At 58.5% G+C, this 23,687-nt stretch carries 19 protein-coding genes; 8 read left to right on the top strand and 11 right to left on the bottom strand.

Translation table 11 applies throughout. The annotated features are described in order from the left end of the window. Positions 1–46: 46 nt before the first annotated feature. A complete protein-coding gene (locus tag RIN49_RS05245) occupies positions 47–1,201 on the bottom strand; it encodes a glycosyltransferase family 4 protein (protein ID WP_309119112.1) in 1,155 nt (384 codons plus the stop codon). Positions 1,202–1,423: 222 nt separating this feature from the next. On the opposite strand from RIN49_RS05245, the gene RIN49_RS05240 reads away from it, so the two are divergent. The 4 genes from RIN49_RS05240 to RIN49_RS05225 all read left to right on the top strand — a co-directional run bounded on the left by RIN49_RS05240 (position 1,424) and on the right by RIN49_RS05225 (position 5,429). Beyond that, positions 1,424–1,951 carry a phosphatase PAP2 family protein gene (locus RIN49_RS05240; protein WP_309119111.1) on the top strand — a complete coding sequence of 176 codons (528 nt, stop codon included), beginning with the start codon at positions 1,424–1,426 and terminating at the stop codon, positions 1,949–1,951. Between the two features lie 109 nt (positions 1,952–2,060). After that, the gene (locus RIN49_RS05235; RefSeq protein ID WP_309119110.1) at positions 2,061–3,182 is read left to right on the top strand and encodes an MGDG synthase family glycosyltransferase; all 1,122 of its coding nucleotides are present in this window, start codon (positions 2,061–2,063) and stop codon (positions 3,180–3,182) included. Between the two features lie 243 nt (positions 3,183–3,425). Then, the gene (locus tag RIN49_RS05230; protein ID WP_309119109.1) at positions 3,426–4,994 is read left to right on the top strand and encodes a methyl-accepting chemotaxis protein; all 1,569 of its coding nucleotides are present in this window, start codon (positions 3,426–3,428) and stop codon (positions 4,992–4,994) included. 15 nt (positions 4,995–5,009) lie between these two features. Then, entirely contained in the window at positions 5,010–5,429 is a 420-nt protein-coding gene (locus RIN49_RS05225) for a chemotaxis protein CheW (protein ID WP_309119108.1), read from the top strand. A gap of 40 nt (positions 5,430–5,469) precedes the next feature. Here the strand turns inward: RIN49_RS05225 and trmB are convergent, their stop codons facing one another. Beyond that, positions 5,470–6,198, bottom strand: a complete 729-nt coding sequence (trmB, locus tag RIN49_RS05220; RefSeq protein ID WP_309119107.1) for a tRNA (guanosine(46)-N7)-methyltransferase TrmB — start codon at positions 6,196–6,198, stop codon at positions 5,470–5,472. A 169-nt stretch (positions 6,199–6,367) separates the two neighbouring features. Continuing rightward, a complete protein-coding gene (locus tag RIN49_RS05215) occupies positions 6,368–6,538 on the bottom strand; it encodes a hypothetical protein (RefSeq protein ID WP_309119106.1) in 171 nt (56 codons plus the stop codon). 360 nt (positions 6,539–6,898) lie between these two features. On the opposite strand from RIN49_RS05215, the gene mnmL reads away from it, so the two are divergent. The 4 genes from mnmL to RIN49_RS05195 all read left to right on the top strand — a co-directional run bounded on the left by mnmL (position 6,899) and on the right by RIN49_RS05195 (position 11,787). After that, entirely contained in the window at positions 6,899–7,867 is a 969-nt protein-coding gene (gene mnmL, locus RIN49_RS05210) for a tRNA modification radical SAM protein MnmL/YtqA (RefSeq protein WP_309119105.1), read from the top strand. 7 nt (positions 7,868–7,874) lie between these two features. Next, on the top strand, positions 7,875–8,453 hold the full coding sequence (mnmM, locus tag RIN49_RS05205; protein ID WP_309119104.1) for a tRNA 5-(aminomethyl)-2-thiouridylate-methyltransferase MnmM: 579 nt from the start codon (positions 7,875–7,877) through the stop codon (positions 8,451–8,453). Between the two features lie 39 nt (positions 8,454–8,492). After that, positions 8,493–9,470: a type I phosphomannose isomerase catalytic subunit gene (locus RIN49_RS05200; RefSeq protein ID WP_309119103.1), complete on the top strand. Its 978-nt coding sequence runs from the start codon at positions 8,493–8,495 to the stop codon at positions 9,468–9,470. Positions 9,471–9,660: 190 nt separating this feature from the next. Further along, complete coding sequence (locus RIN49_RS05195; protein WP_309119102.1) at positions 9,661–11,787, top strand: catalase; 2,127 nt, start codon at positions 9,661–9,663, stop codon at positions 11,785–11,787. A 79-nt stretch (positions 11,788–11,866) separates the two neighbouring features. On the opposite strand, the gene RIN49_RS05190 is transcribed toward RIN49_RS05195, so the two are convergent. From RIN49_RS05190 to RIN49_RS05155, 8 genes are all read right to left on the bottom strand, one after another. Further along, positions 11,867–13,192, bottom strand: coding sequence for an FAD-dependent oxidoreductase (locus RIN49_RS05190; protein ID WP_309119101.1), 1,326 nt, complete (start codon positions 13,190–13,192; stop codon positions 11,867–11,869). A 15-nt stretch (positions 13,193–13,207) separates the two neighbouring features. After that, the gene (locus RIN49_RS05185; protein WP_309119100.1) at positions 13,208–14,767 is read right to left on the bottom strand and encodes an extracellular solute-binding protein; all 1,560 of its coding nucleotides are present in this window, start codon (positions 14,765–14,767) and stop codon (positions 13,208–13,210) included. A 33-nt stretch (positions 14,768–14,800) separates the two neighbouring features. Continuing rightward, complete coding sequence (locus tag RIN49_RS05180; RefSeq protein ID WP_309119099.1) at positions 14,801–15,661, bottom strand: carbohydrate ABC transporter permease; 861 nt, start codon at positions 15,659–15,661, stop codon at positions 14,801–14,803. Next, on the bottom strand, positions 15,655–16,563 hold the full coding sequence (locus RIN49_RS05175) for an ABC transporter permease (RefSeq protein ID WP_309119098.1): 909 nt from the start codon (positions 16,561–16,563) through the stop codon (positions 15,655–15,657). Before RIN49_RS05175 ends, RIN49_RS05180 begins: the two co-directional genes overlap by 7 nt. A gap of 85 nt (positions 16,564–16,648) precedes the next feature. Continuing rightward, positions 16,649–18,403: a sensor histidine kinase gene (locus tag RIN49_RS05170; protein ID WP_309119097.1), complete on the bottom strand. Its 1,755-nt coding sequence runs from the start codon at positions 18,401–18,403 to the stop codon at positions 16,649–16,651. Further along, entirely contained in the window at positions 18,400–19,965 is a 1,566-nt protein-coding gene (locus tag RIN49_RS05165; RefSeq protein WP_309119096.1) for a response regulator, read from the bottom strand. The genes RIN49_RS05170 and RIN49_RS05165 overlap by 4 nt, the downstream gene beginning before the upstream one ends. Before the next feature lie 135 nt (positions 19,966–20,100). Beyond that, complete coding sequence (locus tag RIN49_RS05160; RefSeq protein ID WP_309119095.1) at positions 20,101–21,879, bottom strand: B12-binding domain-containing radical SAM protein; 1,779 nt, start codon at positions 21,877–21,879, stop codon at positions 20,101–20,103. Between the two features lie 81 nt (positions 21,880–21,960). Next, the gene (locus RIN49_RS05155) at positions 21,961–23,169 is read right to left on the bottom strand and encodes an MFS transporter (protein WP_309119094.1); all 1,209 of its coding nucleotides are present in this window, start codon (positions 23,167–23,169) and stop codon (positions 21,961–21,963) included. Between the last annotated feature and the right edge of the window lie 518 nt (positions 23,170–23,687).

Here is a 23,687-nt window from a genome sequence, read left to right as displayed (position 1 = left end):
AAATGTTACAAAAGACCCGGCGAAACCTTTCTTTTTCCCAAGTCGTCTATACAAGAAGCGCTTCTCGGGACGTATGAACCACGTCGCGGTACGAGTTCAACAAAGTTTGGAAAATGCGATCCCACGACTGTTCCCTCGCGTAAGCGAGCCCCTTCGCGCCAAGCCGCTCGCGGAGCGCCGCGTCCCGACGCAGCGTCGACAGCGCGGCCGCGAAGGCGGCGGCGTCCCGCGGCGGGCACAGCCAGCCCGTGTCGCCGTGCCGCACGTTGTCGGCGACGCCGCCGGCCCGCGCCCCGACGACGGGCGTCCCGGACGCCATCGCCTCCAGCACGACGTTGCCGAACGTCTCCGTCGCCGACGGAAACAGGAATACGTCCGAGGCGGCGTACAGCTCGGCGAGACGACGCCCTTCGACGAAGCCGAGCAGCTTGATCCGTTCGCCGGGGACGATCGACTCGGCCAGCTCGCGATAGAGCGGACCGTCGCCCGCGACGACGAGTTCGAGACCCGCGCGTTCGTCCTCCGGCAGCGACCGGTACGCTTCGAACAGAATGTCTACGCTCTTCTCTGCGGCGAGACGTCCTACATACAACGCGACGAAGGACGACGGATCGATTCCGAACGAGCGGAGCGCCGCATCGCGGTCGACGCCCGGACCGAACTGATCCGCTGCGATGCCTCGGCCCCAGATTTCCATCTCCGGGAAGCCGTAGGGCGCCAGATGCTCTTTCGCCGATCGCGAAGGCACGTAAACTTTCAGGCAATCCGCGTAAAACCACGACATATATTTCATAAGAACGGGTTCCATCCATTGGAGCTTGTAGTAGGACAAGTATTGGTCGAAGTGCGTGTGATAGGAGCCGACGAGCGGGATGCCGCGCTTCCGGGCGTAGTGGCTGCCGTAGAAGCCTATGTTGAACGGGGTCGCGACATGCACGATCGTCGGATCGAAATCGCGCAGCGCCTTCTTCATCTGGATCGGATTCGGCAGCGCGAACTTGCACTCCGGGTACAGCAGGAACGGGACGCTGAACAATCGTTCCACCGACGATCTAGCCGCGGAGAAACGCTCTTCCGCCGTCGGGGCGAACACCTTGCAGGCGACGCCTTGCGACTCGAGGTACGCCGCCCATCTTCCGAGCGTCTTCGCAACCCCGTTCACTTCCGGTACGTACGTATCGGTAAACAATGCGACTCTCATGGCTCTGCCCTCCCATGCGGCCGCCGGCCGCCGATAATTGCTTCTATAGTATATTCGGCATCTATTAACGGAACGTCATCCGGAAGTTAAATTCGGTTCCGGGCAATATTTCACATTCCCCTGATACCGCGTTAACAATAGCATTTTACAATAATGGCTGTAGCCATTATACCGACATTTCTAGTACAATAAGAACAGACAATAGAGGAGGATCCGCATACAATGACCCGTATCGTCACTTGGCTGAAGACTCACGACCAGCGCATGTTCTTCCTCGTCAATCGGAGATTCAATCACGCGCTGCTTGGGATGCTGCTTAGCCGAATTACGCATCTCGGGGGCGCGCGCGCGACGATTCTCGCGACGCTCGGCATCTGGTGGCTGGCTCCGAAGCCCGTCTCGACGGTCGGCCTGCAAGCTTTCATCGCCTTGGCGCTCAGTCATATTCCGGTCGCCGTCGTAAAGAAGCTGTACCCGCGGCTCCGTCCGTACCTCGCCCTCCCGGACGCGATCGCCTGCAAGAACCCGCTGAAGGATCACTCGTTTCCGTCCGGACATACGACGGCGATCTTCTCCGTCATCGCCCCCTTCGTCATCGCCTTCAATTGGATCGGCTTCATACTGATCCCGTTCGCGATGATCGTCGGCATGTCCCGCATGTATCTCGGTCTGCATTATCCTTCCGACGTCGCCGCCGGCTGCGTCATCGGCTGCATTACGGCTTCCTGCACGGTTGCTTTTATCGGGTAATGTCGTTATTCTTTGCATCATAAGGTTAAATCATATACAGTTGTACCAGGTATTTCCGATACGTTATCACAAGTGTTGAGAGGCGCCCATTAAGGTCAGGTGAACTTCCTTGCAACGAAAGAAGAGGGTATTGATCCTTTCGGAGGGATTCGGAGCCGGGCACACGCAGGCGGCCCATGCGCTGGCCGTCAGCATCAAACGAATGTCTCCCAACGTGCAGACGCGGGTGCTCGAGCTCGGGTCGTTTCTGCATCCGACGATTTTCCCGATGATATTTAACGCATATAAGAAGACGATCAATTCCCAGCCGAAGCTGTACGGCATGGTGTATCGGTCTCAGTATAAGAAGAAGATCGGCCGGCTGTCCCAGCTCGCGCTGCATCGCATCTTTTACGCCCAGACCGCGCACATCATCCGGACGCTGAAGCCGAACGCGATCGTGTGCACGCACCCTTTTCCCAACATCGTCGTATCGAGGCTGAAGCGTTCCGCCGGATTGGACGTGCCGCTGTGCACCGTCATCACCGACTACGACGCCCATGGCACATGGGTATCGGCGGAGACGAACCGGTACCTCGTCTCGACGCCGGAGGTCAAGAACAAGCTGATCGCCCGGGGCATTCCGAGCCGCATCATCCGGGTCACCGGCATCCCGGTGCATCCGAACTTCTGGGAGCATCAGGATAAGGACGAGATCCGCGCCGAATTCGGCCTCAAGCCGATGCCGACCGTGCTCGTGATGGGCGGCGGATGGGGACTCGTGAATCAAGAGGAGCTGCTTAAATACATGGTCGCATGGCGCGACCGGATCCAATTCATCTTCGTGCTCGGCAACAACCGCAAAGCGCTCGACGAGATGTCGGAGGATCCGGCGTTCCAGCACGAAAACATCAAGCTGCTCGGCTTTACGCGCGACGTCGACAAGCTGATGGAAATTTCCGATCTGCTCATTACGAAGCCCGGCGGCATGACGTGCACCGAGGCGTTGGCGAAGGGGCTGCCGATGCTGTTTCACGAGGCGATTCCGGGACAAGAAGAGGAGAACGCCCAATATTTCACGAGCAACGGCTTCGGCGAGCAGCTGAAGTCGGTCGAGACGATCGACTATTGGTTCAACCGGCTCGTCATGCAGTACGACGAAGTGCTGCAGCGGCGCCGCATGGTGACGCAGATGCTGAAACAGACGAATCCGGAGGATTGCTCGAAGGCGATCTTGCAGATGGTGAATTGAAGTCTTGAAAACTATAGAACCCCCTGTCGGGGCCTCCCTCTCAAGCGGACGATCTGCTTGCGCGGGAGGCCTCTTCGTTATGCGTTCGTTTCCCCCGGCCTATCGTTTACCATACAAATCTTAGCAGCGTCAATGGGATTTGAAACGGCTATTTAAGCGTTTACACAAAAGACCTCGTCCCCATAGACTACAACTGAACAACCCATTGCATCATTAGAAAACCTGCTGAAAGGGAGACATGCGATGAAGATTTCTACGCTGCTCAAGACGATGGGGATTGTGTTTTTGCTGTTAGGAGGATCTCTCTCGTTTTCCGTGTGGCAACTTCAATCCGACTATTCGGACGTACGGGATGCCGTGAGCCGCCAGGGAGAATTCAAACAGCTCGGGATCGACTTGGCGGACGCGTCCGACTATTTAACCAACGAAGCAAGAAATTTCGTACAGTTCGGGGAACGGAAGCATTACGATAACTACTGGCGAGAAGTCAACGAGACGAAAACCCGGGATCGGGTCGTCGAACGATTGAAGGAGCTCGGGTCCCCTATCGAAGAATTGGAGCTGATCGAAGAGGCCAAGCGCCGCTCCGACTCGCTCGTCCAGACGGAGGATGCCGCGATCGCGGCTGCGGAGGCCGGCAACTTCGACGAAGCCCGCAAGCTCATGTTCAGCGAACAGTACGATGCCGATAAGAAAATGATTATGGAGCCTATTAGCGAATTCCAGAACGTAATGAATACACGAGCGGAGTTGGAAACCGAAACGGCGCAAAGCGGTTTCTACTTCATGCTGTACGTCATGATCGGTTTGATCGTCGTCGTGTCCTTCGTGATGGCCGGCTCTATCTGGTTGTTATTCGCGAGGCTCCGCCCGTTGAAGACGATCGCTCGGACGATGGGCGAGCTGGCGAATAACGAGGGGGACTTGACGCTGCGCCTGCCGGATACCGGCAAGGACGAAATCGGGCAGCTGGCGAAATCGTTCAACTCGATGCTCTCCAGCTATCAAGCCATCATCCGCAATATCATAGATTCTTCCCGCGAGGTATCGGGAGCGTCTCAGGAAATCTCCGCTTCGACCGAGGAAATCGCCAGCGGCAGTCATGAGCAATCCGCGGCCGCGCTACAAATTAACGAGCTGTTTAAAGAGCTCAACGCCAGCATGGAGACGATCGCGTCCAATACGGAACATGCGGCGGAAATCGCCGGGAAGACGTCCGAAATCGCCCGGGAGGGCGGAATGATCATCCAGAAAACTTCCGACGGGATGAACGAGCTTTGCCGGCAGATCAACATTCTGGAGAGCGACTCGGACAAGATCGGGGAAATCGTGGAGGTCATCGACGAGATCGCGGACCAGACGAACCTGCTGGCGCTGAACGCGGCCATCGAGGCGGCTCGGGCGGGCGACCACGGACGCGGCTTCGCGGTCGTCGCCGACGAGGTCCGAAAGCTCGCGGAGCGGAGCAGCGACGCGACGAAGGAAATCGCCGGCATCATCCGCAATATGCAAAATAATATGAAGCAGAGCGTCAAGGCTACGGAGCAGACAGCCGCGTATACCGAACAGAGCGGCCAAGCGTTCGGTTCCATCGTCGGGATGGTCGAGAATACTTCCGCTAGAGTACTAGAGATCGCCGCAGCCGCCGAGGAGCAAACCGCCCAATCGAGCAATATTCTAAGCGCCATCGAGACGATCGCGGCTGCGAGCGAGGAGGCGGCGGCCGCTTCCCAAGAAGTCGCCGACGCTTCCCAATCGCTTTCCAAGCTATCGGAATCGTTGTCGGAATCGGTTTCCTCGTTCAAGGTGTAGAGGAGGGCTTCCGGTATGCAAACGGAAACGGAACAATTCGTGGAACTCCGAATCGGCGACGAGAAGTACGCGATAACGATATATAAAATCAAGGAAATCATTCGAATTCCGAGAATCACTTATGTGCCCGGCGCCGGTTCGCAGTTCAAGGGCATTATCAACCTAAGAGGCGACGTGCTGCCCGTTATCGATCTCGGCGAGACGCTCGGCACGCGGTGCGACCCCGAACAGAAGCGCGCCCGCATCATCGTCATCCAAGACGAGGGCGAGTCGTTGCTCGGGGTCATCGTGGACGAAGTGATCAAGGTCACTCGGTATCGGGAGCTTCGACCCCTTCCGGTTTCGGCGAAGGGGGCGAACTCCCGATTATCCGGGATCGGCGTCGCCGAACAGGGTATGGTTGGCATACTCGATATCGACAAGTTTATCTCGTAACCGACTGACGCATAGGGCTTAGCAAGGCGCCTGCTAAGTCCTATGCTTTCTTCGCGGACGTTAGTTCCCTGCGCCTTGCGACGGCACGTTCCCCCACGATCACTTCGACGCGGTGAATGTTCACGCCCTGACCCGAGAATTTCGTCTCGTATTCCGTCATGACGTTGTTCGGCGCCGGACCTTGCGCATGCAGGTCGAGCGAGATGTTGCGCATCATCAGCTCCATCTCGGCGAACGAATTGAGCGAGAATTCGAACAGCGACCGCGAATCGGTCTTGAAATGGATTTCGCCGTCCTCGTTCAAGATGTCGATGTACTTGGTCAAGAAATTCGCGTGCGTCAGACGGCGATTCGCATGGCGCGTCTTCGGCCACGGGTCGCTGAAGTTGAGGTAGATGCGCTCGATCTCGTTCGGCGCGAACATCTCCTCGATCCCTTCGATATTGCCGAGCGCCAGCCTGAGGTTGTTCGGCGCCTCCGCGCCGCCATGCTCCGCCGACCACGCTTCGCGCGTCTCCTCGGCTTTCTCGCTGCCCTTGCGGATCAGCTCGTCGTACATATCGATCCCGATGAAATTCCATTCGGGATGCTGCAGGCTCATCAGGCTGATGAACCGGCCCTTGCCCATGCCGAGCTCCACGTGAATCGGGCGGTCGTTGCCGAACACCTCGATCCAACGCCCCTTGTATTGCTTCGGCTGCAGGACGACGCGTTCTTCCAACGTCTGCAGCAGTTCTTTCGTTCCGGTTCTTCTACGTAAACGCGTCATTCTGTGTCGTTCCCCTTTACTTTCATGCCATGCGTCAATGCGCTTCCCCTATTGTGCCCAATTCGGGGCGGGCTTGTAAAGCGCCATTGCGACGCAAGTCGTCCTCACGAAAAAGAGCCCTCCCGCCCCGCGGGAAAGCTCTTCGATATGCGTGCATTCGCTAGTTCGACTATTGCTTCAGCATCTTGCTCTCGACGGTTTCTTTCAGCTTCTTGCGAGCGCTCGGGAGGAGCTCCGGCTGTTCGTTGAACTTGATGCCCGTGAGCGCGATCGCTTCCTTCACCGTCAACTCGACCACGATCTTCTCCTCGCCATGAGGAACCGCTACTTCGTGCGCCATGTCGATCACCTCGTCTATGCAAATTTTCGGAAGGTAAGATCAGTGTGCCCTTCCCGCACAAACCCCAAACAACACGGCAGTGATACAAGGATTTTCCTTGCTGCGACACACTTGTAATATAACATAATATGTTAGATATGTCAAGTTGAAAGCGCTGTCTCCAGTGGAAAACGGGCTTGTCTCGACTCCGTATTATCTTGGCGATTCACTCTCGAAACGTACGGTTTTTAAAGGGATTCTGGTCGGAAAATACGCACTGTCGATCTTTCCCCGGCCGATTTCGGTCCAGTTTCCTCCTTCGCTCAATTGCGGTACAATAGAAGGACGCAAAATTTTTTTTACGAATCGAGATGGTTTCGAATGACGCGCTTGAGCGACGCCCCTCTTCTCTGGGGGGACAAGCGGTTTCATACATGGAATACCGAAATGCGGGAGCAGTTCGGCGAGAAGGTATTCAAGGTGATGCTCGACGCCGGCTTCACGTGCCCGAACCGGGACGGCACCATCGCTACGGGCGGCTGTACGTTCTGCAGCGCCCGCGGATCCGGCGACTTCGCCGGCAGCCGGCGCGACGACCTCGTCGTGCAGTTCGAGAAGGTGCGCGACCGCCAGCACGCGAAGTGGCCGAACGCGAAGTATATCGGCTACTTCCAGGCGTACACGAATACGTACGCGCCGGTGAGCGAGCTGCGCGAGTACTACGAAGCGATCCTCGAGCTGCCGGGGGTCGTGGGGCTGTCGATCGCGACGCGCCCGGACTGCTTGCCGGACGACGTCATCGACTACTTGGCGGAGCTGAACGAGCGGACGTACTTGTGGCTCGAGATGGGGCTGCAGACGGTGCACGAGTCGACGTCGACGCTCATCAATCGGGCGCACGACACCGAGACGTATTCGCGCGCGGTGGAGAAGCTGCGCGCCCGCGGCATTCGCGTGTGCGCGCACGTTATTTACGGCTTGCCGCAGGAGACGCACGAGATGATGCTCGAGACTGGCGAGGCGGTCGCCCGCATGGACGTACAGGGGATTAAGATCCATCTGCTTCACCTCATGCGCAAGACGCCGATGGTGAAGCAGTACGAGGCCGGGCTGCTGCGTTTCCTCGAACGGGACGAGTACGTCGGCCTCGTCGTCGATACGCTCGAGCGTCTGCCGCCGGAGATGATCGTGCACCGGGTGACCGGCGACGCGCCGCGCGACCTGCTGATCGGGCCGATGTGGAGCCTGCGCAAGTGGGAAGTGCTGAACGCGATCGACGCCGAGCTCGTCCGGCGCGATACGTGGCAGGGCAAGCTGTGGCGGCCCGCGGCCGCGGGGATCAGGGGGTAAGCGCGGAGTGGGCTTTCTTTCGATCCTGTCGTTCGCTCACGCCTTGGTTCGGGAGCGCGTGCGGCCCGGGGACATCGCGGTCGACGCGACGATGGGCAACGGGCACGACACGCTGTTTCTGGCGGGCCTCGTGGGCGACGGCGGGCGCGTAATCGCGTTCGACGTGCAGGAGGCCGCGCTGGCGAACACCCGCGAGCGGTTGGCGGCGGCCGGCGTGCCGGCTTCGCGGTGCTCGCTGCTGCTGCGCGACCACGCGGAGCTGGCCGAGGCGCTGCCCGCCGAAGCGCACGGCCGCGTCGCCGCCGTCCTGTTCAACCTCGGCTACCTGCCCGGCGGCGATCACAGCGTCGTGACGACGCCCGCGTCGACGCTGCAGGCGCTGGACGCGGGGCTCGCGTCGCTGCGGCCCGGCGGCGTCCTATGCGCCGTCGTGTACCCGGGCCACGCGGGCGGCGCCGAGGAGGCCGGCGCCGTCGAGGCATGGGCGGCGGGCGTTCCGCAGGAGCGGTTTCAGGCGATGACGTATCGGTTCGTCAATCAACGCAGCGCGCCGCCGTACGTGGTGGCCGTGGAGAAACGGAACTAAAGCATTCGCACTTATAGGGGAGATAGGGGAGATGATTTCGTGGTAACGCCATATCCATTGAAGTTTGTACCGGAATTTAAGGAACGCGTCTGGGGCGCGCGGGAGTTGGAGCGATTCGGCTTCGACCTGCCGCCGGGCAATATCGGCGAAGGCTGGATGATCGGGGAGCACCCGAACGGCACGACTCTAGTCGCGGACGGTCCGCTTGCGGGCGTACGTCTCGACGAGCTTCGCGAGCGGTTCGGCGCGGAGTGGCTCGGAACGCGCGGGGTGTCGGCGAAGACGGGGCGCTTCCCGCTGCTGATCAAGCTGCTCGACTGCAGCGACGACCTGTCGGTGCAAGTGCATCCGAACGACGAGTACGAGCGCCTCGGCGCGGGCGAGCTGGGCAAGACGGAGATGTGGTACGTGCTCGACGCGAAGCCGGGAGCGAAAATCATTTACGGGATGAAGGACGGCGTCGACCGGGAGTCGCTCGCGAAGGCGATCGCGGAGGACCGAATCATGGATTGCCTGCACGAGGTGGAGGCGAAGCCGGGCGACACGTTCTACATTCCTGCGGGAACCGTGCATGCGCTCGGGGCGGGCGTCCTCGTGGCGGAGATTCAGCAGAACTCCGACACGACCTACCGCCTGTACGACTATAACCGTCCGGGACTGGACGGCAAGCCGCGCGAGCTCCATATCGAGGATTCGCTGAACGTCATCGCGTACGACGGCGCCGGCGCCTCGTACGGCAAGACCGAGCTCGCGCAAGACAACGCGTGGCTGCCGCTCGCCGCCTCCCCTTACTTCACGGTGGAGAAGGGCCGGGTCGGCGGCGAGTGGGCGCTGTCCACGTCCGCGGCAAGCTTTCAGATTCTGATCGCCTGCGAAGGCGAAGGCGCCATCCGCTGGGCCGACGGCGAGACGGCGGCCTTGAAGCCGGGCGACTGCTTCCTCCTCCCGGCCAACCTCGGCGCATATACGCTTACCGGCGCCGTCACTGTGCTCCGCAGCTACGTGCCTCAGCCGTAAGCAACATCGCCCTCCCGGGAACCGGGAGGGCTTTTATTTTGCCCTGCCATATCTCTTCCGCGACGCGCTCCCCGCGACGATCTGCTCCCTCCTTGCGCTCTCTATGCCAAGGAGGGAGCAATAAACGAAAGTTTACTCCAGGCTTGCGCGGGGTATAAAAGGGGTAAGTAGGTAAATGTCAGGAGGTTTCATGTTGGAACAGAATCGCCCGCCTAGCGAAACGGCAAAGCAGGATCAGTTGAACGAGTATACGGTTGATCATACGAATCAACCGCTGACGACGAATCAAGGGGTCAAGGTGACCGATACGAATGATTCTTTGAAAGCCGGCGGACGCGGTCCGACCTTGATGGAGGATTTCCACTTTCGCGAGAAAATGACGCACTTCGACCATGAGCGGATTCCCGAGCGCGTCGTCCACGCCCGCGGCTTCGGCGTGCACGGCGTCTTCCAGGTATACAAGCCCCTGACGGAATATACCTCGGCTAAGTTCCTGCAAGATCCTTCGACGCGAACTCCCGTCTTCGTCAGGTTTTCGACGGTCGTCGGCTCTCGCGGTTCGGCCGATACAGTGCGGGACGTTCGAGGGTTTTCCACCAAGTTTTACACCGAAGAAGGCAACTACGACCTCGTCGCCAACAATATGCCTGTATTCTTCATTCAAGACGCCATCAAATTCCCGGATATGGTGCATTCCATCAAGCCGGAGCCGCATAATGAAATTCCGCAGGCCTCCGCGGCGCATGATACGTTTTGGGATTTCGTCGTGAGCAATACGGAAACCGCTCATATGATCATGTGGCTCCTCTCGGACCGGGGCATCCCGAGAAGCTTCCGGATGATGGAGGGCTTCGGGGTCCACACGTTCCGACTCGTCAATGCGCAAGGGAAAGCCACCTTCGTGAAATTCCATTGGAAGCCCATGCTCGGCGTACATTCACTCGTCTGGGACGAGGCGCAGAAGCTGGCCGGGAAGGATCCGGACGTGCATCGCCGCGACCTGTACGATGCCGTCAACATGGGGGATTTCCCCGAATTCGAGCTCGGCATGCAATTCTTGGACGAGGCTGACGAATTCAAGTTCGACTTCGACATTTTGGACCCGACCAAGATTTGGCCCGAAGAGACGATTCCTGTAGTGAAGGTCGGCAAGATGACCTTGAATCGCAATGTGGAGAACTTCTTCGCCGAAACCGAGCAAGTGGCGTTCCACCCTGGGCATGTCGTGCCCGGCATCGACTTCACGAACGATCCGCTGCTCCAGGGACGGTTATTTTCTTATACGGATACGCAATTAATCCGACTGGGCGGCCCGAACTTCCACGAGATTCCGATCAACCGGCCGGTGGCGCCAGTACACAACAATCAACGCGACGGATATCATCGCATGACGATCGACCGGGGCGTTACCAGTTATTCGCCGAACTCGATACAGGGGAACTCGCCATTCCCGGCACCTGACGGGTACAAGCACTACGCGGAAAAGGTGGAGGGCAAAAAGGTTCGTGCGCGCAGCGAAAGCTTCAACGACCATTTCAGCCAAGCCAGACTGTTCTGGAACAGCATGTCGGCGATCGAGCAGGAACATATCGTCAAGGCATTCCATTTCGAGGTGGGCAGCGTGATGAGCAAGGAGATCCGGCAACGCGTCGTCGACATGTTCAACCGGGTAGACAACGGCCTGGCGGTGAAGATCGCCGAGGGGGTCGGGGCGACGCCGCCCGCTGCGTCCCCGGAGCAGGCGCAGACTACGGCATCTTCTCCCGCGTTAAGCCAGATAAACACCGTGAAGACGGCGCGGACCCGTAAGGCGGCGATCGTGCTCGATCATGGGTTCAGCCATAACGAAGTGACGCAGATGCTCAATGCGTTGAACGACGCAGGCGTGAGAGCGGACGTCGTCGCCAAGCGATTGGGGATGTATACGAGCGCGGAAGGTCCGCAGATCGAAACGAACAAGCATTTCTTGAATACCGCCTCCGTCTACTATGATGCCGTCTACATTCCGGGCGGTCGGGAAAGCGTCGACGCCCTACAAGGCTATGGCGACGCGCTCCACTTCGTAAACGAAGCTTTCAAGCATGCCAAGACCGTCGGCGCGTCCAACGAAGGCGTCGATCTGCTGGCGGCCTCCCAGATCGTCGGAACGACGCTGGCCGGAATCGACACCCAAGGGCAGCTGTTCAACGAGATGGGAACGATCTCCGTCCGCAACGCAACGGATCTTGCCGCTTTCGGCACCGCATTCGCGGATGCCATGGCGCAGCACCGCCACTGGGAACGCGAGATGCTGCTGGTCGGCCAAGTGCCGGGGTAAACCCGAATTTCATCCGAATGACGGAAATCGCCGCACACTCCATGATCTGGGAGGATGCGGCGATTTCTTTGCGTATAAGTTACCTTGACGGATCCGGAGCCGGACGCGGGACGATCGCGCCGTGCCGCTCGAGCAGCGCGCGCACCGCTGCTGCATCGATCCGGCGGACGGACACGTCCCCTTGCGCCGCAAGCGCGGCGGCGGCGCCCGCCGCCTGGCCGGTGGCCATGCAAGAAGCCTGGACGCGATAGGCCGAGCTAGCCTCCTGATCGCCGGAGATGCAACGGCCGGCCGCAAGCAGACGATCGCTGCCTCTCGGAATAAGCGCGGATAACGGGATCGTCGGATAGACGCCTTCGGACAAGGGCCGAATATCCGTCGTGTTGTCGCCATGGCGATGCACGTCGATCGGATAGAAGCTGTAACAGACGGCATCCTGCCAAACCTGCCCGCTTACATAATCCTTATGCGTGATCCTGCGTTCCCCCACGATCCGCCTCGTCTCCCGGATGCCGCACTCGTTGGCTACATAGCCGACCTGCAGCCTCTCGCACCCGGGCACGCGCCGCAAGAAGCGGTAGATCCGCATCAACGCTTGCCGAGCCTGCACTTCGGCCTTCGAACGAGAAGCCGAATCGGCTCCGTCGATCCCGGTCACATGCATGAAGTTGCCGCCGCCGGCGCGCAGCTCCTTCAGGAACGGAATCGTGCCGCTCGCGCTCGTGTGATCCGTCCGAAGCAGCGCGCCTTCCGCCAGCGCTTCCTCGTACAGCCGTAGCAGCCGCTCTTGATCGACATCCTCCCACCGATACCCGGACAGCTCGTAGATCAGCGTTCCGGGCTGAGGATGCTTCTCGCTCTCCAGCGCGTACCCCATCAAATGGGCGATATTGGCATCGCCGGTCGCATCGATGACTTGCTTCGCGCGAATGAAGCTTAGACCCGTCTTCCCGGCGATCGCGATCAGCACGCGATCGTCCGCGATCTCCAGCGCAGCCGGCATCTCGTGGAACCTCAAGTCGACCCCCGCCGCCGCGCAAGTTTCGTCTAGAATCGCGCTGTACAAAAACCGATTCACGAGAATTTGATGCTCCCAATGCCGATGACCGTAAGGAACGGAGAAGTCGGGCAGGACGGCGCCGCCGCGGCGGGCCGTCTCCTCGACGATCTCCCAACCGATCCCGGCGATCACTTGCTTGCCCCAGGCGTGAAACAGACCGGGGAAATTGACGGATGCGACGACGGTCGTTCCTCCAAGGATGCCGTTCTTCTCGATCAAAGCGGTCTTCGCCCCGGCTCTGCCCGACTGAATCGCCGCCATGCAACCGGCGGAGCCGCCGCCGAATACGACGACGTCGTACTCGGCGGCGATGTCGATGTCGCGTTGGAAAGTCAACGCCGCCATTCAAGATCGCCTCCTTTATTTAATGAACCCAAGATCCTTCAACGCTTTATCCGCTTCCGAGATATACTTATCGAGCTGGAACGTGTCCTTCAACGTCTGGAGGAACGCATCCATCTCCGCGATCGGGCGTTTCCCGTGAATAAATTTAATCATTTCTTCTTCCTCGAACTTCGACTTATCCGCCGGATTGACCCCTTCCGGCGTCGACGCGAAATTCGTGTAAACGCTAATATAAGGCAGCTGGTTCGTAAACGCGAAGTACGGCTCCAAATCCCCGAATTTCGTCCGCAAATATTCCATTTCGATGCGTCCTGTAATTTGGTGGATGCTCGCATGGCCCATCTCCGTAACCATTTCCTCAATAATATCGATTTTGCCGTCGACGACCTTATAATTCCGGTCTTGAATGCCATAGTTTACAAGAGTCTGGCCTTCGCCGCCGGAGACGTAATTAATGTACTCCAGCACTTTCGCGACCTTCTCCGGTTGGCTTTCCAGCGATTTCGGAATCACCAAGCGCAGGTTCGTCCCGCCCTCGTCGTAGAAGTCCGCAAACTTCCCGCCCGGTCCGGTCATCGCATCCAATTGCGTCCATACCTGGTCGGGATTAATCGCGTTCATCTTCTCCACCATATCCGGGCGCTTGATATGAGCCCAGTGCGCATACACGATGCCCGCTTGCCCCTTGAACGCTTTCTCTTGGTGCATCAGACCGTTGTTGGTCAAAAATTCCGGATCGATCAGCTTCTCCTCGATCATTCCCTTAATAAACTCCACCGCCTGCGCGGTCTCCGGCAGCGCCGTCGAATAGACGACCTGATTGTCGCGAATCATCATTTGTCCGGGCGCCGCCACGCCGAATGCGGCGAAGATCGGGCTGAGCGTGCCGTTAAAGCCGTTGCCGGTGATGCCGAGCGTATCGTGCTTGCCGTTGCCGTCCGGATCCCGTTCGACGAACGCCTTCGCAACCGCTTTCAATTCGTCAAGCGTCGTCGGCTTCTCCAATCCGAGTTGATCCAGCCAGTCCTGCCTGACCCAATACGTCGTCTGCACCGGAATCAAAGGACGATACGGAATCGCGTACTGCTTCCCGTCCACGACGCCCTTCTTCATGTGCGACTCCGTGAACCCGTTCTCCGGCGTCAGATGGTTCATGTCCTTCAGGTAAGGAGTTAAGTCCAGCAGCATCCCTTGCTTCGCGAACTGCTCCATCTGCACCTTGTTGACGCCGAACACGTCGGGCGGGGTTCCCCCGGCGATCTTCACGTTCAATTGCTGCGCGTATTCCGTCGGCGCCGTATTATACTTCAAATCCATATGAAGCGCTTTATTTAACTCGGGGAGAATAATGTCTTGATCCGGCGCCGGCAGCGCCGGGCCTTCGCGGAACAGGTTAATGACCATCGGCTCTTTCGTCGCTTCGCTCTCCTCCTTCGACGTCTCGCCGGACTTCGCCGGCGGCTGCTGCTCCGAAGTCGGTTCCTCTCCCGTCCCCGACGAGCCGCCGCCGCAAGCCGCGAGCAGCATCGTCGTCAAGAGCGTAAGCGTCATGATGCCTGCCGTTCTTTTCTTCATCTTTACTAACCCCTCTCCATGGATATGAGTATGTTAACCTTTTACCGACCCGAGCAGAGCGCCCTGAGTGAAATATTTTTGGATAAAAGGATAAACAACGATGATCGGCAGCGTGGATAATACGACCGCGGCCATCTGCAGCGACTCCGTCGGAACGATGCGTTCGAAGTCGAGCTCCGGCAGCTCCGTCTGGTTCAACATACCCCGGAGGATAACCTGAAGCGGATGCTTAGCGTTGTCGGAGACGTAGATGATCGCCGCGAAAAATTCGTTCCAATGCCCGACGGCGTAAAACAAACCGACGGTCGCCATAATCGGCATGGACAGCGGAAGCACGATTTGCCACAGAATCCGAAGCTCGCTCGCGCCGTCGATTTTGGCCGCTTCGTCCAGGCTCTCCGGTAAATTTTCGAAAAACGTCTTCATGATCAACAAGTAAAACGTCGCCACCGTGCTTGGAATGATCATCGCCCACACCGAATTGATCAGCCCGGTCTCCTTCACGATGAGGTACGTCGGGATCGTGCCCCCGCTGAACAGCATCGTAAACACGACAAGCATCAGGATCGGATTGCGCAGCGGCATGTTCTTCTTGCTGAGCGGATATGCCATAAGCGACGTTACGATCAAGTTCACCAGCGTACCGACGACCGTGATGAACAGCGTCACCTGATACGCTCTCGGAATCGTGCTGTCCTGCAGGAAGGTGCGGTACGTCTCGAAGTTGATCTTGGTCGGGAAGATGGCGAACCCGCCGTTCTTCAGCACCTCCGAATAAGGGGTCAGCGAGACCGAGACGACATATAAGATCGGGAAGACGACGCAGAGGGCGAGGAGCGTAAGAATCGCGTAGACGATCGTCATGTAGGCCTTTTCCTTCGCGTCGGTTACCATATGCCCTCTCCCCATCTCTGCGCGATCTTGTTGGCGACGAGCACCAAGCCGAGCCCGATCACCGATTTAAACAATCCGATGGATGCGGCCAAGCTGAAATTCAACTGCTCGATCCCGGTCCGGAACACGTACGTATCGAGAATGTCCGCGACGGCGTACACTTGTACGTTATACATGATATAGATCTGATCGAATCCGGCCTCCAAGATGTGTCCCAGCTTAATGATCAGCAGCAGGATAATCACGTTCCGAATGCCCGGCAGCGTGATGTGCCAGATGTTGCGCAGCCGGCCGGCGCCGTCGACGCGCGCCGCTTCGTACAACGAAGGATCGATTCCCGCGATGGCGGCTAAGTAAATGATCGCGTTCCAGCCGAACTCCTTCCAGATTTCCGAACCGACCAACAGACTCCGGAACCAGTCGGTGGACGTGAGGAACGGAATCGCTTGCCCCCCGTTGTCCTTCAGCCATGCATTGACCAGCCCCGTCGACTCCGACAAGAAGATGAGCAAGATGCCGTAAATAATGACCCAGGACAGGAAGTGAGGCAAATACGTGATCGTCTGCACGACCCGCTTGAAGGCCTGATTGCGGACCTCGTTCAACAGGATGGCGAAGAGAATCCCCGGGGCGATGCCCCACACCATCTTGTAAACGGAAATGAGAAGCGTATTCATTAGAATGCTTTCGAAATACGGCGAATCGTAAAAATACTTAAAGTGCTTATACCAAGGATCGGCCCAAGGGCTGTCGATAATGCCCAGCATCATATTGAAATCCTTGAAAGCGATCAGCGTACCGTACATCGGCGCATATTTGTAAATCGCATAATACACAAGACCGGGCAGCAGCATGAGGTACAAATAGCGGTAGTTCCACATCAGCCGGAATCGTCGAGTCATCGCGCGTAACCTCCCTATGAGTAAAGAATACCCCGCCCAACGCCGTCGTTGAACAGGGTATCCATATCGGAAACATAGGGGAATGTTACTGTATCGGTTGGCGGATCGTTACGCGGAGACCGCCGCTTTCGTTCCGTTCAAAGGCAAGCCCGTACTCGGGACCGAAGTGCGCCTTCAATCGCTTGGATACATTGCTTAAGCCGATTCCGCCCAGCTGCCGGACGGAAGGATCGACGTCCATCCGCCGCAACGCCTCCAGCTCGTCGTCGCTGCAGCCGGGACCGTTGTCCTCCACGCGGCAGTAGACGTCGCCGTCTTCCGAATACATCGAGATCATGATTTTCCCTTGCCCGCGCTCCATCTTCTTCATGCCGTGCTTTACGCAATTTTCCACGATCGGCTGAATGGAAAGCTTCATGTACGGTAAGCTCCAGAGGTCGGGCTGCACATGAAACATCGAATGGAAGCCCCCGTTATTCCGAAGCTGCTCGATAGTCAAATAACACTTCACCTGTTCGACCTCGCGCTCCACGGTCGTAATTTCATCGCCGTCGTTCAGGCTGAAGCGCAGCAGGTTCGCCAGCAGGGTCGCCATTTCCGCGATCGAACGTTCTCCGGCGACCTCCGCCTTCCACTTAATGGAGTCCAACGTGTTGTAAAGCAGGTGAGGGTTGATTTGGTGCATGAGCATCTGGATTTCCAACCTCCGCTTCATGCCTTCCGACGCCTTGGTCTGCTCCAACAGCTCCTGCATGCCTCGAATCATCCCGTTGTAGCCGGCTACAAGCTGCCCGATCTCATCCCTTCGGGTGACGAACGACTGACAATACTCCAAGATCCCGAGATTTAATTTCTTCATATGGCCCACCAGAACCCGAATCGGTACGGTAAAGCTGTTTGTGATGAAAACGAGGAGGACGCCGATCAATAGCAAGCTGCCTGCCACGATGATCCAGATCGACTGCCTGAGCTGGTGAATCGGTCCCCTGACGTCCGACAGCGGGATCGTCGCGGTCATCTTCCAATCGTTATTCCCGATCCCGATCGAAGCCGCGTAATACGCTTCATCTCCGCCCGTCACGACCCGAAACTCCTTCCGTCCCGACGACAAGATATCCTCCGTCCAATCGACCTGGTCCGCCTCAGCCCGATCCGGGTGTAACAGGTCGTTGTTTTGACTGTCGAACAGACTGACCTGATGGTTCGGATAACGATCCAGGACGAGAATGCGATCCGCGATTTGCCGGCTCGGTACCCGAATCGACATCACCCCGATCACGTCGAAGGGAAGGTTCAACGATCGAATCGGACGAATGAAATAGAAATCGGACCGAAGCTCCGAAAAGACGGTGCGGGTTTCGTTCAGCCAAAACCCCGAACCTTCGTAGGTCAAGGCTCTCTCCATCCATCCGTTGTCCGCCGACGGCGAATTCGCCTTCAGCAGGTCATAATTCCGAAATCTTTCGGCGTCCGCAGGGTAGACGCTTACATAATATCCGTTTACATTCGATAGTTCATAGAGGATCGGTCCGATCTCGCCGATGTATTCGAAGTCTTCCACCCCGCCCGACTTCGTCGAAAGCAGCAATTCCTGAAGCTTCTCGGAAGTGTAGATTTGCACGGAGTGCTGTTCGACTTCTTCGAATATTTCCTGAATTCGATTCTCGTTATAACTCAGATTGTCGGCTAGGAACGAGGCCGACATGGTTTCGATTTGTCCGCTGGATAGGCTAAAGGTCCAATACCCGACGATAACCAACGGAATGTAGAACGTGACGATTAAAAGCAGGAAGAGTTTGCGGAACAACGTAGAATCGAGGAGAAATCGTCCTTTTCTCATTTCCCGGCTCGAAACTCCTTCGGCGTTTGCCCTACGCGCTTCTTGAAGAGTTGTCCGAAATGCTGCAAATCCGTATAGCCGACGGCCTCGGAGATTTCGTATACTTTCAGGTTCGACTCGCGCAAAAGCCGCTTGGCCTCCTCCATTCGAATCCCCGTCAAGTAATCCGAGAAGGTTTGCTTCGTTTCCCGTTTGAACAGTTGACTTAACCATACGGGATGCGTAGCCAGCTCGGAGGCGATGCTCTGTAGCGTGATGTTTTGCGAATATCCCGATTGGATGCGTTGAAGCGCCTTCACGATGATCGGATTCATGGGCGCGGCGGCGATCTGCTCGGTCAACTGCCCGAAGTAACCGATCATGTGCGCTCTGAGCGCCTCGATAGATTCGCATGCGTCCAGATCGACCCAGAGCTGGATCGAAATTTGCTTCAACGCAATCTTCAGCTTGTCGGCGAGCAAGGAATGGACGTGCACGATCCATTCGATGCATCGCTGCGTCAGCTCTTGTCGTTGATTTGCTCCGGCCGCCACGACGAAGCCGTTCACCACCGCGGTCACCGCCGCGCGTATGCGTTCGCCTTGGTCCAAATAAATATATTCCGCGATTTGATCGTAGTCGTTCTGCGGACGCTCCCCCAGCCCCAACGCTTCGATCTCCGAATAAAATACGCGCTGCCCTTGTTTATCCAGATGAGAGAGCCTTAGGGCTTGTACGGCTTGCTCGTAAGCCTTGGCTACGGCTTGGAAGGAATTCATCCGCAAGCTGACCCCGATGCTGACCTTCAGACGTTGGTACGCGATGAGATTGGAGCCGATCGCTTCGGTCATGGCTAATAGATCTTCGCAGCCCGTGACGATAATCCACTGGTTTCGAACATTGCGGAACACGACGGAAGGCGAATAGTCGCCTAACAAATCCTCCACGATGTTGCCGATGGCAAAGAGCTGCAGGTCCTTCTCCTTCTCCGGAAGCGGGCGCTTGTCGTCTTCCGCCCGGTCCAACGCAATGACGGAGAAGGCGCCTCCCGCCAGCCATTCCAGATCGAAAAACTTCAACCGGTGAACGGTGTGCTCATGGAGCGGTACCGGATTCATGCACAGCCCCAGAAGATATTTGTCGCGCAGCGCCTTCGTCCCCAGCATGGCGTTCGAGTCGGCGTACTGCAGCGCCTTCCCGATTTCCTTCTCCTCCAGAACCATCTCCACAACGCTGCCGATTTTCTGAATAAATTCCTCCCGGGCGAACGGCTTCAGCATGTAATCGATGGCCCCCAACTTCATGCTGCGCTGCGCATACGTAAAATTGCTGTATCCGCTGACGACAATGATCTTAGGATGATAGTCTTTCGCCGAAATTTGCTCCATCAAATCCAGACCGGTCATCTGGGGTAATACGATGTCCGTGACGACGATCTCCGGCCGGTGCAGCTCGATCAGCTCTAACGCCGCCTCCGCCTGCGTCACCGCAAAGACGAGCTCGATCCGGTCGCCCAATTGGGAGACGGCCTCTTTCATTCCGCATAAGATATCCGCCTCATCCTCGATAATGATGACCTTCATACTCCCCGTCCCTCCTTTTTTCCTTCGGCGGCGCCTCCGCGAGGAGGTCGCGTAATGATGTCGATGTTACCATAGCGCGGATTCGCCTGACGATAAGAAATTGGCGCAGCGTTGAAAAGCGCGAAAAAACCGCCGTTACATAACGGCGGCTGCGGACAGCGGGAGAGCATATATTTCTGCGCGGCGTTCGGCTTCGGCGGAGAACCGCGCGATCAGCAGCGATTCGGTTCCCGGGCCGACCCGCACGAGGCCGTCCGCGAGATACGCGGCCAGATCGAACGGCACCCGGTCGATCATGACCTGCTTATGCAGCTCGCGCTCCGACAATCGCAGCGCGGCGAACGCCTCGCCGGCGTCCTCCGGCCGCTCGATCAGCCGTCGCATCCAGGACGCATGCTCGTCCGGCGACAACGCCATGTCCCACCACAGCTTGCGCGGGCGGTACTTGTGCTGACGGAAGAAGTCCAGCTTCATCAGTCCCTCCGCCACGGGCAGCGCGGCGGCCGCCTCCATCGCGACGAACTCGCGCAGACGCGAGAACAGATCCTCGAGCTGATGCCCGATACGCTCCCAACCCCGAGACTCCCAATACGCGCCGAAGCCTTGGAAGAAGTCCCACGCCGACGGGAACGCCTCGTCGATCAAATACCGCACGGACGCGTCCGTTCGATGCGCGTTCCAATATTTTTCGAGCACGTCCTCGGCCTGCTTGATGCGCACGATATCGGCGAACGGCAATACGTCGTTGCCGAGAATCTCGTACGGCGCATGATCCATATAGACGTAGCCGTAATCGGCGGCGCGGGCGCGGACGCCGGTGCCGCGGAGCATTTTCAAGAAACCGAGTTGCAGCTCCTCCGGCCCCAGCGCGAACACGTCGTTGAACGTCTTCCGGAACGACTCGTAATTTTCCTCCGGCAGTCCCGCGATCAAATCCAAGTGCTGGTCGATCTTGCCGCTCTCCTTAATCATCGTCACCGTGCGCGACAGCTTGACGAAGTTCTGCCGGCGCTGAATGATTTCGTTCGTCTCCTCGTTCGTCGACTGCACGCCGATCTCGAAGCGGAACACGCCCGGGGGCGCATGCTCGCTCAGGAAGGCGATGACCTCCGGCCGCATAATGTCCGCCGTAATCTCGAATTGGAACACGCATGACCCGCCGTGGTTGTCGATCAGGAATTGGAAAATGTCCAACGCGTAATCGCGCTTAATATTGAACGTCCGGTCGACGAACTTGATCAGCTTCGCCCCCGACCGGATCAAATGCAGCAAATCCCGCTTCGTCCGCTCGATGTCGAAGTACCGCACGCCGACCTCGATCGACGACAAGCAGAACTGGCACGAAAACGGGCAGCCGCGCGACGTCTCGAAGTACACGACCCGCGTCGGCAGCTGCGGTACGTCGTCCGCGAAATAATGCGGCGACGGCAAGTCGTCCAAAGACGCCTTCGGCCGTCCCGGATTCAAGACGACCGCCCCGTCCCGCCCGCGATAGGCGATGCCGAACACGAAGTGGAACTTCTCCGTCCCGTCCCGCAGCTCCGTCAGCAGATGGTGCAGCGTCTCCTCGCCTTCGCCCATGACGATGAAGTCGACCTCCGGCAACCGCTCCATCCAATATTCCGTGTCGTAAGACACCTCGGGCCCGCCGAGCACGACGCGCACGTCGGGACGAATCTTCTTCAGCATCCGGATAATGCCGATCGTCTCTTCGATATTCCAGATATAACACGAAAACCCGACCACGTCGGGGGCGCGCCGAAACAAATCGGTCACCACGTTCATGGCCGGATCCTTGATCGTATATTCCGCGAGCTCGATGTCGAACTCCTTCTCGCTATAAGCTTTCAAATACCGCAGGGCAAGTGACATATGAATGTACTTCGCATTCAGGGTAGCTAAGACCGTTTTCATTGGGGAAAAGGTTTCGTTCCTTTCGCATGACAGACTCGCTACCATTGTACCAGACCGCCGCCCCCTAGCAAAACGCCGTGGTTATGCCTGCGCGGCGGCTCCGGGGCGGCGGCCGGCGCGGAGGAGCGGCAGCAGCAGCGCCGCGCCGACCAAGAACAGCGCGCCGCCCGCGGCGAACGCCGTCGGCAGCGTCGTCGCGGTCTTGAGCGGTCCCGCGATGCCCATGCCGACGACCATCATGCCGGAAAAGACCGGCGACACGACGCCGCTGACTCGGCCGACGAAGCCCGCCTCCGCGTACCGCATCAGGAGCGTCTGCACGCTCGCGTGGATGAACGGAGCGCCGAACCCGGCGCACGCCTGCAAGGCGAGCGTCAAGCCGACGGAGACGGAGAAGCCCGTGCCGGCCGTGCACAGCGCGCCGAGCGTTAAGCCGAACGTCAGCAGCAGCTGAGGGGGGAACTTCTTCGCGACGCTCATCAGGATCGCGCCGCCGAGGAGCATCGCGATGCCGTTCGCCATGAGCAGCCACTGCAAGAACGTCTTGTCTAAGCCTAGATTGTCGATCGGAACGAACGCCATAAGCGGTTGGGTAAGCCCTGCGGCCAAGCCCGATACCGCGAACACCGCGACGAGCGTCGTCAGCTCCCGGCGGCTGCGCACGTACTTGAGGCCCGCCGCGAGTTCCTGCCGGATACTTCCGGCGGACGACGGGCGGCCGGGCGATGCCGCGTCGCGCGGAAGGCGCGTCAGTACGAGGCCGGAGCCCAGGAATAAGATCGTCGTCAGCGCGAGCGCCGTCTCGATGCCGTACTGCTGGTAGACGACCGTGCCGAGCGCCGGACCGGCGACCGTGAAGATGCCCACCATCGATTGGAACAGCGCCATCACCCCGGGCAGTCGTTCCGGCGGCACCTGGGTTTTGAAAATTTTCATGGCGGAAGGCTGAGAAAATTGCGACAAGCTCGCCGAGACGAACGTGCCGAGCAGGATGGCCTGCCATACGCCGGACGCAAGCGCGGCCAGGACGATCACGACCGACGCGGCGGACAGCAGGTCGCACCCCACCATCGTCCGCTTCGGCCGCCAACGATCGGCGAACGTGCCGCCGATAAGCGCGAACAAGAAGATCGGCCCGAACTCCGCCACCGAGATGAGCGAGACATAGGTCGGGTCGTTATTCGTGACGTCCATGACGTAGAGCAATATCGCGAAGTTGCGGATCCATATGCCGAGCTGCAGCAGCACCCTCGACAGAAGGATCGTATTCACGTAACGATTCGAAAACATATAAACACCTCACAATAATGTTTGCACTGGAGCAAACGTTATTGTAATGGATTAGTCGATTTCGGTCAAACAAATCTTTTCTTAGTTTGTCTATGGACCAACGTACTCGACGTTTATTAAACTCCTTCTCCCTGCCGCCAGGGAACCGTCGCTGTTTCGTACCGCCGCCTCCTGACCCGCTTCGGGTCCGCGTACGCTCCGATCGTTCGCCCAGACCCGATCCGGGTCACCTGCGCGCATCGCATGCCGCTTCCTGACCCGCTTCGGGCCCGCGTACGCTCCGATCGTTCGCCCCGACCCGTTCCGGGTCACCTGCGCGCATCGTATGCCGCCTCCTGACCCGCTTCGGGTCCGCGTACGCTCCGATCGTTCGCCCCGACCCGTTCCGGGTCACCTGCGCGCATCGTATGCCGCTTCCTGACCCGCTTCGGGTCCGCGTACGCTCCGATCGTTCGCCCCGACCCGATCCGGGTCACCTGCGCGCATCGTATGCCGCCTCCTGACCCGGAGCGGGTCGC

Origin of the sequence: Paenibacillus sp., assembly GCF_031177825.1 — a bacterium.
Classification (GTDB): domain Bacteria; phylum Bacillota; class Bacilli; order Paenibacillales; family YIM-B00363; genus Paenibacillus_AE.
Note: the sequence above shows the minus strand (reverse complement) of the source record. Positions and strands in the feature narration are given on the sequence as shown.

What these genes read in the sequence shown, in the direction of transcription:
- RIN49_RS05245 (WP_309119112.1), bottom strand. Translation starts at nt 1,201, where the DNA reads ATGAGAGTCGCATTGTTTACCGATACGTACGTACCGGAAGTGAACGGG.
- RIN49_RS05240 (WP_309119111.1), top strand. Translation starts at nt 1,424, where the DNA reads ATGACCCGTATCGTCACTTGGCTGAAGACTCACGACCAGCGCATGTTC.
- RIN49_RS05230 (WP_309119109.1), top strand. Translation starts at nt 3,426, where the DNA reads ATGAAGATTTCTACGCTGCTCAAGACGATGGGGATTGTGTTTTTGCTG.
- RIN49_RS05225 (WP_309119108.1), top strand. Translation starts at nt 5,010, where the DNA reads ATGCAAACGGAAACGGAACAATTCGTGGAACTCCGAATCGGCGACGAG.
- trmB (WP_309119107.1), bottom strand. Translation starts at nt 6,198, where the DNA reads ATGACGCGTTTACGTAGAAGAACCGGAACGAAAGAACTGCTGCAGACG.
- RIN49_RS05215 (WP_309119106.1), bottom strand. Translation starts at nt 6,538, where the DNA reads ATGGCGCACGAAGTAGCGGTTCCTCATGGCGAGGAGAAGATCGTGGTC.
- mnmL (WP_309119105.1), top strand. Translation starts at nt 6,899, where the DNA reads ATGACGCGCTTGAGCGACGCCCCTCTTCTCTGGGGGGACAAGCGGTTT.
- RIN49_RS05195 (WP_309119102.1), top strand. Translation starts at nt 9,661, where the DNA reads ATGTTGGAACAGAATCGCCCGCCTAGCGAAACGGCAAAGCAGGATCAG.
- RIN49_RS05190 (WP_309119101.1), bottom strand. Translation starts at nt 13,192, where the DNA reads ATGGCGGCGTTGACTTTCCAACGCGACATCGACATCGCCGCCGAGTAC.
- RIN49_RS05185 (WP_309119100.1), bottom strand. Translation starts at nt 14,767, where the DNA reads ATGAAGAAAAGAACGGCAGGCATCATGACGCTTACGCTCTTGACGACG.
- RIN49_RS05180 (WP_309119099.1), bottom strand. Translation starts at nt 15,661, where the DNA reads ATGGTAACCGACGCGAAGGAAAAGGCCTACATGACGATCGTCTACGCG.
- RIN49_RS05175 (WP_309119098.1), bottom strand. Translation starts at nt 16,563, where the DNA reads ATGACTCGACGATTCCGGCTGATGTGGAACTACCGCTATTTGTACCTC.
- RIN49_RS05170 (WP_309119097.1), bottom strand. Translation starts at nt 18,403, where the DNA reads ATGAGAAAAGGACGATTTCTCCTCGATTCTACGTTGTTCCGCAAACTC.
- RIN49_RS05165 (WP_309119096.1), bottom strand. Translation starts at nt 19,965, where the DNA reads ATGAAGGTCATCATTATCGAGGATGAGGCGGATATCTTATGCGGAATG.
- RIN49_RS05160 (WP_309119095.1), bottom strand. Translation starts at nt 21,879, where the DNA reads ATGAAAACGGTCTTAGCTACCCTGAATGCGAAGTACATTCATATGTCA.
- RIN49_RS05155 (WP_309119094.1), bottom strand. Translation starts at nt 23,169, where the DNA reads ATGTTTTCGAATCGTTACGTGAATACGATCCTTCTGTCGAGGGTGCTG.